The 12908-nt window shown below is 60.3% G+C and carries 24 protein-coding genes and 1 pseudogene; all 25 read left to right on the forward strand.

What is annotated here, in order from left to right; translation table 11 throughout:
• Positions 1-14 precede the first annotated feature (14 nt).
• The 25 genes and pseudogenes from rpsJ to rpsK all read left to right on the forward strand — a co-directional run bounded on the left by rpsJ (position 15) and on the right by rpsK (position 12901).
• A complete protein-coding gene (gene rpsJ, locus GbCGDNIH8_RS02855; protein WP_007282720.1) occupies positions 15-323 on the forward strand; it encodes a 30S ribosomal protein S10 in 309 nt (102 codons plus the stop codon).
• Positions 324-332: 9 nt separating this feature from the next.
• Complete coding sequence (gene rplC / locus GbCGDNIH8_RS02860) at positions 333-1028, forward strand: 50S ribosomal protein L3 (RefSeq protein WP_011631261.1); 696 nt, start codon at positions 333-335, stop codon at positions 1026-1028.
• Between the two features lie 3 nt (positions 1029-1031).
• On the forward strand, positions 1032-1679 hold the full coding sequence (rplD, locus tag GbCGDNIH8_RS02865; protein WP_072572032.1) for a 50S ribosomal protein L4: 648 nt from the start codon (positions 1032-1034) through the stop codon (positions 1677-1679).
• 47 nt (positions 1680-1726) lie between these two features.
• Positions 1727-2023, forward strand: coding sequence for a 50S ribosomal protein L23 (locus GbCGDNIH8_RS02870; RefSeq protein ID WP_080504533.1), 297 nt, complete (start codon positions 1727-1729; stop codon positions 2021-2023).
• A gap of 10 nt (positions 2024-2033) precedes the next feature.
• Positions 2034-2864 (forward strand): 50S ribosomal protein L2, encoded by an 831-nt coding sequence (gene rplB / locus GbCGDNIH8_RS02875; RefSeq protein WP_011631264.1) that lies wholly within the window; start codon positions 2034-2036, stop codon positions 2862-2864.
• 1 nt (position 2865) lies between these two features.
• A complete protein-coding gene (rpsS, locus tag GbCGDNIH8_RS02880) occupies positions 2866-3144 on the forward strand; it encodes a 30S ribosomal protein S19 (protein WP_011631265.1) in 279 nt (92 codons plus the stop codon).
• A 1-nt stretch (position 3145) separates the two neighbouring features.
• A complete protein-coding gene (rplV, locus tag GbCGDNIH8_RS02885) occupies positions 3146-3547 on the forward strand; it encodes a 50S ribosomal protein L22 (protein ID WP_011631266.1) in 402 nt (133 codons plus the stop codon).
• Position 3548: 1 nt separating this feature from the next.
• The gene (rpsC, locus tag GbCGDNIH8_RS02890; RefSeq protein ID WP_011631267.1) at positions 3549-4226 is read left to right on the forward strand and encodes a 30S ribosomal protein S3; all 678 of its coding nucleotides are present in this window, start codon (positions 3549-3551) and stop codon (positions 4224-4226) included.
• 12 nt (positions 4227-4238) lie between these two features.
• The gene (gene rplP, locus GbCGDNIH8_RS02895) at positions 4239-4655 is read left to right on the forward strand and encodes a 50S ribosomal protein L16 (protein WP_011631268.1); all 417 of its coding nucleotides are present in this window, start codon (positions 4239-4241) and stop codon (positions 4653-4655) included.
• Positions 4656-4662: 7 nt separating this feature from the next.
• On the forward strand, positions 4663-4872 hold the full coding sequence (rpmC, locus tag GbCGDNIH8_RS02900; protein ID WP_011631269.1) for a 50S ribosomal protein L29: 210 nt from the start codon (positions 4663-4665) through the stop codon (positions 4870-4872).
• Between the two features lie 13 nt (positions 4873-4885).
• Positions 4886-5137, forward strand: a pseudogene (gene rpsQ, locus GbCGDNIH8_RS02905) (30S ribosomal protein S17); the annotation flags it as partial.
• A gap of 99 nt (positions 5138-5236) precedes the next feature.
• Positions 5237-5605 (forward strand): 50S ribosomal protein L14, encoded by a 369-nt coding sequence (rplN, locus tag GbCGDNIH8_RS02910; RefSeq protein ID WP_011631271.1) that lies wholly within the window; start codon positions 5237-5239, stop codon positions 5603-5605.
• Complete coding sequence (gene rplX, locus GbCGDNIH8_RS02915) at positions 5605-5925, forward strand: 50S ribosomal protein L24 (protein WP_011631272.1); 321 nt, start codon at positions 5605-5607, stop codon at positions 5923-5925. Before rplN ends, rplX begins: the two co-directional genes overlap by 1 nt.
• 44 nt (positions 5926-5969) lie before the next feature.
• On the forward strand, positions 5970-6500 hold the full coding sequence (rplE, locus tag GbCGDNIH8_RS02920; protein WP_408874704.1) for a 50S ribosomal protein L5: 531 nt from the start codon (positions 5970-5972) through the stop codon (positions 6498-6500).
• A 91-nt stretch (positions 6501-6591) separates the two neighbouring features.
• Positions 6592-6897, forward strand: coding sequence for a 30S ribosomal protein S14 (gene rpsN / locus GbCGDNIH8_RS02925; protein ID WP_025286096.1), 306 nt, complete (start codon positions 6592-6594; stop codon positions 6895-6897).
• An 11-nt stretch (positions 6898-6908) separates the two neighbouring features.
• Entirely contained in the window at positions 6909-7307 is a 399-nt protein-coding gene (rpsH, locus tag GbCGDNIH8_RS02930) for a 30S ribosomal protein S8 (RefSeq protein WP_011631275.1), read from the forward strand.
• 15 nt (positions 7308-7322) lie between these two features.
• On the forward strand, positions 7323-7856 hold the full coding sequence (gene rplF, locus GbCGDNIH8_RS02935; RefSeq protein WP_072572034.1) for a 50S ribosomal protein L6: 534 nt from the start codon (positions 7323-7325) through the stop codon (positions 7854-7856).
• A 1-nt stretch (position 7857) separates the two neighbouring features.
• A complete protein-coding gene (gene rplR, locus GbCGDNIH8_RS02940; RefSeq protein WP_011631277.1) occupies positions 7858-8217 on the forward strand; it encodes a 50S ribosomal protein L18 in 360 nt (119 codons plus the stop codon).
• Positions 8218-8228: 11 nt separating this feature from the next.
• On the forward strand, positions 8229-8801 hold the full coding sequence (gene rpsE, locus GbCGDNIH8_RS02945; protein WP_011631278.1) for a 30S ribosomal protein S5: 573 nt from the start codon (positions 8229-8231) through the stop codon (positions 8799-8801).
• Positions 8794-8985: a 50S ribosomal protein L30 gene (rpmD, locus tag GbCGDNIH8_RS02950; RefSeq protein ID WP_011631279.1), complete on the forward strand. Its 192-nt coding sequence runs from the start codon at positions 8794-8796 to the stop codon at positions 8983-8985. The genes rpsE and rpmD overlap by 8 nt, the downstream gene beginning before the upstream one ends.
• Positions 8972-9454 (forward strand): 50S ribosomal protein L15, encoded by a 483-nt coding sequence (gene rplO, locus GbCGDNIH8_RS02955; RefSeq protein WP_072572035.1) that lies wholly within the window; start codon positions 8972-8974, stop codon positions 9452-9454. Before rpmD ends, rplO begins: the two co-directional genes overlap by 14 nt.
• A gap of 229 nt (positions 9455-9683) precedes the next feature.
• Complete coding sequence (gene secY / locus GbCGDNIH8_RS02960; protein WP_072572036.1) at positions 9684-11027, forward strand: preprotein translocase subunit SecY; 1344 nt, start codon at positions 9684-9686, stop codon at positions 11025-11027.
• A gap of 8 nt (positions 11028-11035) precedes the next feature.
• Entirely contained in the window at positions 11036-11704 is a 669-nt protein-coding gene (locus GbCGDNIH8_RS02965) for an adenylate kinase (RefSeq protein ID WP_072573567.1), read from the forward strand.
• A 367-nt stretch (positions 11705-12071) separates the two neighbouring features.
• Positions 12072-12449 carry a 30S ribosomal protein S13 gene (rpsM, locus tag GbCGDNIH8_RS02970; RefSeq protein WP_011631283.1) on the forward strand — a complete coding sequence of 126 codons (378 nt, stop codon included), beginning with the start codon at positions 12072-12074 and terminating at the stop codon, positions 12447-12449.
• Positions 12450-12505: 56 nt separating this feature from the next.
• Positions 12506-12901, forward strand: a complete 396-nt coding sequence (rpsK, locus tag GbCGDNIH8_RS02975; RefSeq protein ID WP_011631284.1) for a 30S ribosomal protein S11 — start codon at positions 12506-12508, stop codon at positions 12899-12901.
• Positions 12902-12908 lie beyond the last annotated feature (7 nt).

Consider the following 12908-nt stretch of genomic DNA (forward strand, 5'->3'; position numbering starts at 1 on the left):
CGGACTTAGTACAAATGGATAACCAGAACATCCGCATTCGCCTCAAGGCGTACGATCATCGAGTGCTCGATAACAGCACAAAGGAGATCGTGAATACGGCGAAGCGTACGGGTGCGCGGGTTCGGGGCCCTATCCCGCTGCCGACGCATATCGAACGGTTCACTGTGAACCGTTCCCCGCACGTGGACAAAAAAAGCCGCGAGCAGTTCGAAATCCGGACGCATCGCCGGCTCCTCGATATCGTCGAGCCGACACCCCAGACCGTGGACGCGCTGATGAAGCTCGACCTGGCTGCCGGTGTCGACGTCGAGATTAAGCTGTAAGAGCCAGCCATGCGCACAGGATTAATTGCACGTAAGCTGGGTATGACCCGGCTGTTCAAGGAAGACGGGACACATGTTCCCGTCACCGTTCTGCATCTGGACCAGGTCCAGGTCGTGGACACCCGCACCAAGGAGCGGGATGGTTACACGGCGGTGCAGCTAGGGTTCGGTCAGGCAAAGCCGAAGCATGTGTCGAAGGCCAATAAAGGCCATTTCGCCCGTGTGAAGGTGGAACCGAAGAAGAAGCTCGTGGAATTCCGGGTGGCGGAAGACGCCATTCTGGAACCCGGTGCGACTTTGTCGGCCGAGCATTTCCTGGTTGGCCAGAAGGTCGACGTGACCGGTACGTCCAAGGGTAAGGGCTTCGCCGGTGCGATGAAGCGTTGGAATTTCGCCGGTCTGGAAGCCAGCCACGGCGTGTCCATCAGCCATCGTAGCCATGGTTCGACCGGTAACCGCCAGGATCCCGGCAAGACCTTTAAAAACAAGAAAATGGCTGGCCATCTCGGTGACGAGCGGGTGACCACTCAGAATGTGGAAGTCGCGCATGTCGATGCGGCGCGCGGACTGCTCATGATCCGTGGCTCTATTCCCGGCGCCAAGGGTGGTTATGTGCTGGTGCGTGACGCCGTGAAGCGCAAGCGTCCGGAAGGCGTTGCCTACCCGGCAGCGCTGCAGGCAGACGCCGCGGCGAGCGAGGGCTAAGACATGCAGATCGAGATCAAGACCCTCGATAACGGCAGCGCCGGTACGGCCGAGCTGCCGGACGAGATTTTTGCGGCGACCCCGCGTGCCGATATCATGGCGCGCGTGGTTCATTGGCAGCTTGCCTGCCGCCGTGCTGGCACCCACAAGGTGAAGGGCATGGGCGAGGTGAGCGGCACGACCAAGAAGCCGTATCGCCAGAAGGGCACGGGTAACGCCCGTCAGGGCAGCCTGCGCGCTCCGCAGTTCCGCACCGGTGGTGCCGTTCATGGTCCGGTCGTTCGTGACCATGGCTATGATCTGCCGAAGAAGGTGCGTCGTCTCGGCCTGATTTCCGCTCTGTCCCAGAAACAGGCGGAAGGCAAGCTCGTCGTCATCGACGCGGCTGCTGGTATGGAAAAGACCCGTGACCTTGCCGCGAAGTTGCGCGCCCTTGGCTGGCGCTCCGCTTTGATCGTCGATGGTGCCAGCGTTGACGAGGGCTTTGCCCGCGCAAGCCGCTCGCTGCTGGCGGTTGATGTGCTGCCGACCATCGGTGCCAACGTATATGACATTCTGAACCACGACGTGCTGGCGATTACGGTTGCCGGTGTTGAGGCTCTCAAGGCCCGCCTTGGTTTCGGTGCGGTTGAAGAAAGGAGCGCGGCATGAGCTCTCCGCAGAAAACATCGCTGGCTGCGCGTCGTCGCGCCGAGCGTATGTCCCGCGAGGCGATGTATGAAGTCATCCGTAGCCCGCTGATCACGGAAAAGGCGACGCTGCTCAGCGAGCGCAGCCAGGTCGTGTTCCGCGTGGCGATCGATGCGACCAAGCCGGAGATCAAGGCCGCTGTTGAAGGCCTGTTCGGGGTGAAGGTGATTGGCGTCAATACCTTGGTGAACAAGGGCAAGACGAAGCGTTTTCGCGGCCGCCCTGGCCAGCGGAGCGATGTGAAGAAGGCGTATGTCCAGCTGGTCGCCGGTCAGGCTATCGACCTGACCGCCAAGCTGGCCTGAGGCACGGACCATGGCACTGAAGCATTTCAATCCCGTGACTGCGTCTCTGCGCGGCACGGTTCTGGTGGATCGCAGCGAACTGTGGAAGGGCAAGCCGGTCAAGACTCTGACCGAAGGCAAGCACTCCACGGGCGGTCGTAACAACCATGGCCGGATTACCAGCCGGTTTCGTGGCGGCGGACATAAGCAGACCTATCGTTATGTGGACTTCAAGCGCCGTAAGGCCGATGTTCCCGCGACGGTCGAGCGTCTGGAATATGATCCGAACCGCACGGCGTTCATCGCCCTGATCAAGTATCAGGATGGCGAGCTGTCCTACATCCTCGCGCCTCAGCGTTTGAAGGCCGGTGATGTCGTGGTCAGCGGCGCACGGGCTGATATCAAGCCGGGCAATGCAATGCCGCTGGGAGCGATCCCGGTCGGAACGATCATCCATAATATCGAGATGAAGCCGGGCGCGGGTGGCAAGATTGCACGCTCCGCTGGTACCTATGCGCAGTTGGTCGGCAAGGATGCCGGTTATGCGCAGATCAAGCTGATGTCCGGCGAACTGCGCGTTGTCCGCGCGGAATGCTATGCGACAGTTGGCGCGGTGTCGAACCCGGATAACTCGAACATTCATATCGGCAAGGCAGGCCGCAGCCGTTGGCTGGGTCGCCGTCCGCATAACCGCGGCGTCGTGATGAACCCTGTCGACCATCCGCATGGTGGTGGTGAAGGCCGTACCTCAGGTGGCCGTCATCCGGTTACCCCATGGGGCAAGCCGACCAAGGGCTACAAGACGCGTACCAACAAGCGCACGGATAGCCTGATTATCCGCCGTCGGAACAAGGGCAAGTAAGATGGCACGCTCTGTCTGGAAAGGTCCGTTTGTCGACGGATACCTCCTGAACAAGGCCGACGCGGCACGCGCGTCGGGCCGCAACGAGATCATCAAGATCTGGTCGCGTCGCTCGACGATTCTGCCGCAGTTCGTCGGCCTGACTTTCGGTGTTTACAACGGTCACAAATTCCTGCCGGTGCAGGTGACGGAGAACATGGTCGGGCACAAGTTCGGCGAATTCTCCCCCACCCGTACCTTCCCGGGTCATGCGGCCGACAAGAAGGCGAAGCGGGGTTAAGATGAGCAAGCCGAAAACCCCTCGTTCCATCGCTGAGAACGAAGCACAGGCGATTGTCAGCAATTTGCGCGTCAGCCCGCGCAAGCTGAATCTGGTTGCCCAGCTGATCCGGAACCGTAAGGCATCTGACGCGGTCGCGACGCTGACCTTCAGCAAACGCCGCATCGCCCAGGCGGTGAAGAAGGCGCTTGAGAGTGCCATCGCCAATGCCGAGAACAATCATCAGCTCGATGTCGATCGCCTGGTCGTCTCGCGCGCTGAAGTGGGTCGCTCCATCGTGATGCGCCGCTTCCATGCGCGTGGCCGTGGCCGTGCGGCGCGGGTCGAGAAGTGGTTCAGCCACCTCAAGATCGTCGTTGCCGAACGGTCCCAGGAAACCGAGACGAAAGCGGAGGCCGCGTAATATGGGTCACAAAGTAAACCCCATCGGATTGCGGCTGGGCATCAACCGCACCTGGGATAGCCGTTGGTATGCCGGTGGCGATTATTCCCGTCTGCTGCATGACGATCTGAAGCTGCGTGGCCATCTGCGCAAGAAGCTTTCCGGCGCTGGTGTGTCCCGTGTTGTGATCGAGCGTCCGGCAAAGAAGCCTCGCGTGACGATCTACGCTGCCCGTCCGGGTGTGGTGATCGGCAAGAAGGGCCAGGATATCGAGGCTCTGCGCAAGGGTCTGACCGGCATGGCCGGGACCGATGTGGCTCTGAACATCGTCGAAATCCGTAAGCCGGAAATTGACGCGACTCTGGTGGCCGAGAACATCGCCCAGCAGCTGGAACGCCGCGTTGCATTCCGTCGTGCGATGAAGCGTGCGGTGCAGTCTGCCATGCGTCTGGGCGCCCAGGGCATCCGGATCAACTGCAGCGGCCGTCTTGGCGGTGCTGAAATTGCGCGTATCGAGTGGTATCGCGAAGGCCGGGTGCCTCTGCACACGCTTCGCGCCGACATTGATTATGGTGTTGCTACCGCCAAGACGACCTATGGCACATGCGGCGTCAAGGTTTGGATCTTCAAAGGTGAGATCCTGGCCCAGGACCCGATGGCGCAGGATCGTCGCGCGGCCGAGCAGGCCCCGCAGCGGTAAGGAATCACGAATATGCTGTCCCCGAAGCGCACAAAATACCGCAAGGCGCATAAAGGCCGTATCCACGGCAACGCCAAAGGCGGAACAACGCTGAATTTCGGAACATTTGGCTTGAAAGCGCTCGAACCTGAGCGTATTACAGCCCGCCAAATCGAAGCCGCCCGTCGTGCGATTACCCGTGCGATGAAGCGTGCCGGGCGTGTGTGGATCCGCATCTTCCCTGACCTGCCGGTCAGCACGAAGCCTGCGGAAGTTCGCATGGGTTCCGGTAAGGGTAGCCCCGAATACTGGGTGGCCCGGGTTCATCCCGGCCGTGTTATGTTTGAAATCGACGGCGTTGCGCCGGAGCTGGCCCGTGAGGCGCTGGCACTGGGTGCGGCGAAGTTGCCGATCAAGACGAAGTTTATCGTCCGCTCGGTTGACGCGTGAGGGTGTGATGACGAAGCCAGCCGATATCCGTGTGAAAAGCGCGGACGAACTGGGTGCGCTGCTGATCGATCTGCGGAAGGAGCAGTTTAATCTGCGCTTTCAGCAGGCGACGGGTCAGCTTGAAAAGACGGGCCGCGCTGTGCAGGTCCGTCGTGACATCGCACGCGTGAAGACGATTCTGGCGGAGCGTCAGCGCGCTGCCGCTCCCAAGGCCTGAAAGGAGTAGGGCAATGCCCAGGCGGGTCCTGACCGGGCGGGTGACCAGCGACAAGATGGACAAGACCGTTACGGTTCTTGTCGATCGGCGCATTATTCATCCGCTGTACAAGAAGTTTATTCGTAAATCCAAGAAGTATGCCGCGCATGACGAGGCGAATGAGTGCCGTGAAGGCGATATCGTTCGTATCGTTGAGTGCCCGCCGATCAGCAAGCGCAAGACCTGGGAAGTGGTCTGGCGTAATGGGCATGTGCTGAGCACCGCCCATAAGGAAGCCATTGACGCTGCCGCGACCCAGATCGCGCATGCTGAGGCCTCCGGTGAGGCAGCCGCTGCGGCGGCCGAGCATCAGGGAGCCTGATCGATGATTCATCCCGAGACCAACCTGGAAGTCGCCGATAACAGCGGCGCGCGCCGGGTGCAGTGCATCAAGGTGCTGGGCGGTTCCAAGCGGAAGACCGCCTCGGTCGGCGATGTTATCGTCGTCTCCGTCAAGGAAGCCATTCCCCGTGGCAAGGTGAAGAAGGGTGACGTTCATCAGGCGGTGATCGTTCGTACCAGCTTCCCCGTGCGCCGTGCTGATGGCAGCGCGATCCGTTTCGACCGTAACGCGGCCGTGCTGATCAACAAGCAGCAGGAGCCGATCGGCACCCGTATCTTTGGGCCGGTGGTGCGCGAGCTGCGCGGTCGTAAGTTCATGAAGATCATCTCGCTCGCGCCTGAGGTGCTATAATGGCTGCGAAGATTCGCAAGGGCGACCAGGTTGTCGTCATCTCTGGCGAGGATAAGGGCAAGCGCGGCGAAGTGCTGCGCGTCATTCCTCGTGAGAACCGGGCCGTTGTGCGTGGCGTCGCGGTTGCCAAGCGGCATCTGAAGCCGCGCGGCATGGGACAGCCGGGTGGCATTCAGGAACAGGAAGCGCCGGTGGCGATTTCCAATCTGATGTTGGTTGACCCGAAGAGCGACAAGCCCACCCGTGTGGGTTTCCGCATTCTGGATAATGGTAACAAGGTTCGCGTGGCAAAAGTCACCGGCCAGGTCATCGAGAGCTGAGGGAGGGAGCGGTGAGCGAAAACCAGTCCAAGCCGCTGCCGCGGATGCAGCAGCGCTACAATGATGTGGTGCGTGAGGCTCTGCTGAAAGAGTTCGGCTATAACAACGCGATGCGTGTGCCCCGGCTCCAGAAGATCGTTATCAATATGGGCGTTGGTGAAGCTGCTGCGGATCAGAAGAAGCTTGATTCCGCTGTTGCCGATCTGACCCTTATTGCCGGTCAGAAGCCGGTCAAGACGGTGGCGAAGAAGGCGATTGCCGGCTTCAAGATCCGTAAGGGCCTGCCGATTGGTGCGAAGGTCACACTGCGTAAGGCTCGTATGTACGAGTTCCTTGATCGTCTCGTGACGATTGCTCTGCCGCGTGTCCGCGACTTCCGCGGAATTACAGGCAAGGGCTTCGACGGGCGCGGGAACTTCGCCATGGGCCTGAAGGAACAGATCGTGTTTCCGGAAATCGTCTACGACAAGGTAGATGCGGTGCGCGGTATGGACATCGTCTTCGTGACGACCGCCGAGACCGATGCGGAAGCCAAGGCACTGCTGAAGGCGTTCGATCTGCCGTTCGCGGCGTGAGCGGCTGGCGCTCTGCGGAGTGCCAGTCATCTAAAAGTTTGTTGGAAAACCGTCGGGGAAGCCCGACAGGTTCCGGAGGGTGAAACAAGGCATGGCCAAGACGTCTGCGGTCAACCGGAATAAAATGCGGGAGCGTATGGCTTCCCGCGACAAGGCGAAGCGCGCGGCGCTGAAAGCGATCGTCATGGATCGCTCGCTGCCGGTGGAAGATCGGTTCGAGGCAACTCTGCGGCTGGCTCAGCTGCCGCGCAATGGCGCCGCCAATCGCGTGCGTCTGCGCTGCGAGCTGACGGGCCGTCCCCGTGCGAACTATCGCAAGTTCAAGCTGTGCCGCGTGGCGCTGCGTGACCTGGCCAGCTCCGGGCAGATTCCCGGTCTGGTCAAGGCGAGCTGGTAAGGAGCCGGATCATGCAGCTTTCTGATCCGTTGGGCGATCTGCTCACACGTATTCGTAACGCGCAGCGTAGCCGTCACGCCACCTGCGTGTCCCCCGCTTCGAAGCTTCGTGCCAATGTGCTCGAAGCCCTGAAGCGTGAGGGTTATATCCGTGGTTATACCTCGGAAGAACTTCGCCCGGGTATTTCTCAGCTCCGCGTCGAGCTGAAGTACAATGATGGCGAACCAGTGATCAAGGAGATCACGCGCGTGTCCAAGCCGGGCCGCCGCGTGTATTCCAAGATCAAGGAATTGCCGCGCGTCTATGCTGGCCTGGGTGTTTCCATCCTGTCCACGCCGCGTGGTGTGTTGAGCGACAATGAGGCCCGCGCTGCCAATGTTGGCGGCGAAGTCCTCTGCCGCGTGTTCTAAGGGGGAGGGCGAGACATGTCACGCGTTGGCAAATATCCCGTCGAGATCCCGCAGGGCGTGCAGGTGGCAATCGCCAACAACGTTCTGACGGCGAAGGGTAAGCTGGGGGAACTCTCCCTGCCTCTGACCGATCTGGTGGATACCACCATCGAAGGCAATCAGGTGAAAGTCGCCCCCCGGGGTAATGATCGCCGTGCCCGTATGATGTGGGGCACCACCCGTGCGCTGGTTGCGAATATGGTGAAGGGGGTTTCCACGGGCTATGTCCGTTCCCTGGAAATCAACGGCACCGGTTATCGCGCCGCCGTGCAGGGCAATGCACTGGTTCTGAATCTGGGTTACTCGCACGACATCACTTATCCGGTTCCGGCCGGTATCAAGATCACCACACCGCGTCCAACGGCTGTGACGATCGAGGGTGTCGACAAGCGTCTGGTTGGACAGGTCGCTTCTGAGCTGCGTCAGCTGCGTCTGCCTGAGCCGTATAAGGGCAAGGGCGTCCGCTACGACAATGAAGAGATCCGTCGCAAGGAAGGTAAGAAGAAGTAAGATGCCGAGCATCGATCTTCAGGAGCGTCGGAAACAGCGTCTGCGTTTCCAGCTCCGCGCCAAGGCCAATGGCCGGCCGCGCTTGTCCGTGTTCCGTTCTGGGCGGCATATTTATGCTCAGGTGATCGACGATGCTGCCGGCCGTACGCTGGCTGCCGCGTCTTCCCTTGAGAAGCCGCTGCGTGAGCAGCTTCGCACCGGCGCCGACCGTGAGGCCGCGTCCGCTGTTGGCAAGCTGATCGCCGAGCGTGCCCAGGCCGCCGGGGTGTCTGCCGTGGTCTTCGACCGTGGCTCCTATCTGTATCACGGTCGCGTCAAGGCGCTGGCCGAAGCCGCCCGCGAAGGCGGGCTGGCCTTCTAAGGGGACCAACTATGGCACGTGAACCCAGGGAAGGTCGTGGCGGTCGCGAGCGCGAGGCCGACGATATCATTGATAAGCTGGTGACGATCAATCGCGTCGCCAAAGTGGTGAAGGGCGGCCGTCGTTTCGCTTTCGCTGCTCTGGTGGTCGTGGGTGACCAGAAAGGCCGGGTCGGCTATGGGGCGGGCAAGGCACGTGAAGTGCCGGAAGCCATCCGCAAGGCGACCGAGCGCGCGAAGCGCAGCATGATCCGCGTTCCGATGAAGGAAGGCCGCACGCTGCATCACGACGTGTATGGTCATTTTGGCGCGGGTAAGGTGGTGCTTCGCAGCGCTACAGCCGGTACCGGCATCATCGCAGGCGGCCCGATGCGCGCCGTCTTCGAAAGCCTCGGCATCGGTGACGTCGTGGCAAAGAGCCTCGGCAGCCGTAACCCGCATAACATGGTAAAGGCGACGTTTGCCGCCCTGGAACGCTGTTCGAGCCCGCGCTCTGTTGCGTCCCGTCGTGGCAAGAAAGTCTCCGATATCCTCGGTCGCCGTGAACCGGTCGCCGGGCAGGAAGGGGAAGAGGCTCATGCCTAAGCTCCGCGTTACGCAGATCGCCTCCGTGGCCGGGCGCAAGCCGGGCCAGAAGGAGACACTGATCGGTCTCGGCCTGAACAAGATCGGGCGCACCCGTGTTCTGGAGGATACTCCTTCCATCCGTGGTATGACCCGCAAGGTGGCCCACCTTATCCAGGTGGAGGAAACCAATGAAGCTGAATGAACTGCGCGATAACCATGGCGCACGTCCGAAATCTAAGCGTCTTGGCCGTGGTATCGGCTCCGGCAAGGGTAAAACCTCCGGTAAGGGCGTGAAGGGTCAGAAGGCACGTGAAGGCGTTTCGCTGAACGGGTTCGAGGGCGGCCAGCTCCCGATCTATCGTCGTCTGCCGAAGCGTGGCTTCGTCAACATTTTCCGCAAGGAATATGCGCCGCTGAATATCGGCACCCTGAATGATGCGATCGAAGCCGGTCGCGTCGATGCCAGCCAGGAAATCACCGAGGACGCCCTGCGCGCCGCGGGTCTGGTTCGTGGTGGCAAGGTTGCGGGCGTTCGTCTGCTGGCCCGTGGTGAAATCACCCGTGCGGTGAAGATCACTGTGGCCGGTGCCTCTGCTGCGGCGCGTGCTGCGGTTGAGCAGGCAGGCGGCAGCGTCACCACCACCGTGGTGGCAGAAGCAGCAGAAGCCTGATCAGGATCGTTCTTCTCTTTATCTGCCCTTCAAGGGCACGGTAAAAGAGGAGATCGCACTCTGATGGATGACTCGCTTGTCAGCAAACGCTGATCGAACGATATATGTGGCGCCTTCCGCCCTGCGGTTGGCGCCACAGTCCTGAAAAGGGGCCTGTTACAGCGCGCTGGAGCCAGGAACTGATCAGCCAGCGTGCTTATTGATCGCCTGACCACAGGGGGAAAGTCTTATGGCCTCGGCGGCCGAGCAGCTTGCTTCTAATTTCAATCTCAGCACCTTCTCCAAGGCGACCGAGCTTAAAAAGCGGATATGGTTCACCCTTGCGGCGCTGATCGTTTATCGTATCGGTACCTATGTTCCGGTGCCTGGGGTCGATGCCTCTGTCATCGGCGATATGTTCAATCAGCAGGGTGGCGGCATCCTGGGCATGTTTGACATGTTCTCCGGCGGTGCGCTCAGTCGTATGACCGTGTTCGCGCTGAACATCATGCCGTATATCAGCGCCAGCATCATCGTTCAGTTGCTGACAGCCGCTGTGCCGTCGCTGGAAGCCCTCAAGAAAGAGGGTGAGACCGGTCGGCGCAAGATGAACGAATATACCCGTTATCTCACTGTTCTGATCGCATTGCTGCAATCCTATGGCATTGCCGCAGGGCTGGAGGGGATGCAGGGACCACATGGCGCTGCGGTGATTGATCCGGGCTGGTTTTTCCGCCTGTCCTGCGTGGTAACGCTGGTCGGTGGAACAATGTTCCTGATGTGGTTGGGCGAGCAGATTACGGCACGCGGCGTTGGGAATGGTATTTCGCTGATTATCTTTGCGGGTATTGTCGCCAATCTGCCCCATGCGCTCGGCAATCTGCTTCAGATGAGCCGCAATAATGCCCTTTCCCTGCCATCTCTGCTGGCTGTGATGGTGATTGCCGTCGCAGTGATTGCCTTTGTCGTCTTTATGGAGCGTGCCCAGAGACGTGTGGTGGTGCAGTATCCCAAGCGCCAGGTCGGAAATCGCATGTTCGGCGGCGATAGCACGCATATGCCGCTGAAGGTGAACACTGCAAACGTGATACCGCCGATTTTCGCCAGTTCCCTCCTGCTGATTCCGGCCACGATTGCCGGTTTCTCGAAGAATTCGGGCAATGGCTGGCTGAGCTGGCTGTCCGGGCAGCTGGGCCATGGGCAACCCATCTATATGCTGCTCTATGCTGGCCTGATCATCTTCTTCTCCTATTTCTATACGGCGGTGGTGTTCAATCCGCAGGAGACGGCGGATAATCTGAAGAAAAATGGCGGTTTCATTCCTGGTATTCGTCCGGGTAAAGCGACGGCCGATTATTTCGATCGTATTCTGACCAGGCTGACGACGGTTGGTGCGATCTATCTGGTGATTGTTTGTCTGCTGCCGGAGTTTCTGATCAGCAAGTTCGGTGTACCGTTCTATTTCGGCGGCACCAGCCTGATGATCGTGGTCTCGGTTACTATGGATACCGTGACCCAGGTACAGTCTCATTTGCTGGCGCATCAGTATGAAGGTCTGATTCGTCGCGCACGTACAAAAGGAAAAGGCCGATGAGCAAACGTCTGAACCTGATCCTGCTCGGTCCGCCGGGTGCCGGCAAAGGGACGCAGGCAAAGCGTTTGCAGGACAAGCACGGCATTGCGCAGATCAGCACAGGGGACATGCTCCGTGCTGAGGTTGCGGCTGGCAGTGGGATCGGCTTGCGCGCCAAGACGATCATGGAAAGCGGCGCGTTGATGCCGGATGATGTGATCATCGATATGTTGTCCGGGCGGATCGGCCAGCCTGATTGCGCGAACGGCTTCATTCTGGACGGTTTTCCGCGCACGGTGCCGCAGGCGGAAGCGCTTGATGAAATGCTGACCAGTAAGGCGCTTGAGTTGTCAGTTGTCATTGAACTCGCGGTGGATGACGCGACTCTGGTTGATCGCATCGCCGGGCGCTTCACATGCAGCAAATGCGGCACTGGTTACCATGATACGTTCAAGCCGACGGCGGAAGCGGGCGTGTGCGATCAGTGCGGGAGCACAGAGTTCGTTCGTCGGGCGGATGATAACAGAGAGACGGTTGTCGCTCGTCTGGAAGCGTATCACCGCCAGACTGCACCGATTCTCCCGTATTATAAGGCGCAGGGCCGCCTGCGTTCTGTCGATGGCATGGCGGATATGGACACTGTGACCGAAGCCATCGAGTCGATTCTTGATGATGTGGCGCAGCCTGCGCGCGCCTGATCCCTGCATTTTTGATGCTGCAACAGGAGCGTTGGCCCCTTGAGAGGTGGGGCTGGCGCTCTTATTGTATGTCCAGCAATGCTGCGGGTGACCGGATCCGGTCTTTTTTGACTCGACATGCACAATGCGCATGGTTGCCGCTTGACATATGAGTATGCGGCTCACGAGAAGTTGATCTGTTGTCGTTGACTCATTCGGCAGGGTCGCTATAAGTCCCGCCTCTGGCCGTGCTTGAGGGATCGGGCGCGCCTAATCGAATCATTTCATGACGCGACGCGGCCCGCATGGCGGATCACCCGGCGCATCGTTCACTGTTCCTTCCCGACTATCCGTGGAAGGGGCGGCGGCTAATATGGAGAGGCGTAGCGTGGCGCGTATTGCCGGCGTAAACATTCCGACCAACAAGCGCGTGGCGATCAGCCTGCGTTATATCTATGGCATTGGTCCTGCTCAGGCGCAGAAAATCTGCACCGAGCTGTCGATCCCGGACGAGCGCCGGGTGAACCAGTTGAGCGATGACGAGATTCTGCGGATCCGCGAGCTGATTGATCGTGAATATCGCGTGGAGGGTGACCTCCGTCGCGAAGTTGCGATGAACATCAAGCGGCTGATGGATTTGGGCTGCTATCGTGGCCTGCGTCATCGTCGTGGCCTGCCGGTGCGCGGTCAGCGCACGCACACGAATGCCCGTACCCGCAAGGGCAAGGCCGTGGCGATTGCCGGTAAGAAGAAGGTCACCCGTTAAGGCTTCGGCCTTTCCGGTGCGTTCCCGTTCGACAGACAGCTCAGGATCACCTCATTATGGCTCGTAATGCCACCTCTTCGCGTCCCCGTAAAAAGGAACGCAAGAATATCTCTTCCGGCGTGGCGCATGTTGCCGCGACCTTCAACAACACGATGATCACGATCAGCGATGCCCAGGGCAACGCGATCGCCTGGTCCTCGGCCGGTGCGCAGGGCTTCAAGGGAAGCCGCAAGTCCACCCCGTATGCGGCGCAGGTCGCGGCGGAAGACGCAGGCCGCAAGGCGCGCGAGCATGGCATGGAGACGCTGGAGATCGAGGTGAGCGGTCCTGGCTCCGGACGTGAAAGCGCCCTCCGTGCGCTGCAGGCGGTTGGCTTCGCGATCACCGCGATCCGCGATACCACGCCGATCCCGCATAACGGTTGCCGTCCTCGGAAGCGTCGCCGCGTCTGAGACGCGA

The organism is Granulibacter bethesdensis (assembly GCF_001889545.1).
In the GTDB taxonomy this organism is placed as follows: domain Bacteria; phylum Pseudomonadota; class Alphaproteobacteria; order Acetobacterales; family Acetobacteraceae; genus Granulibacter; species Granulibacter bethesdensis_B.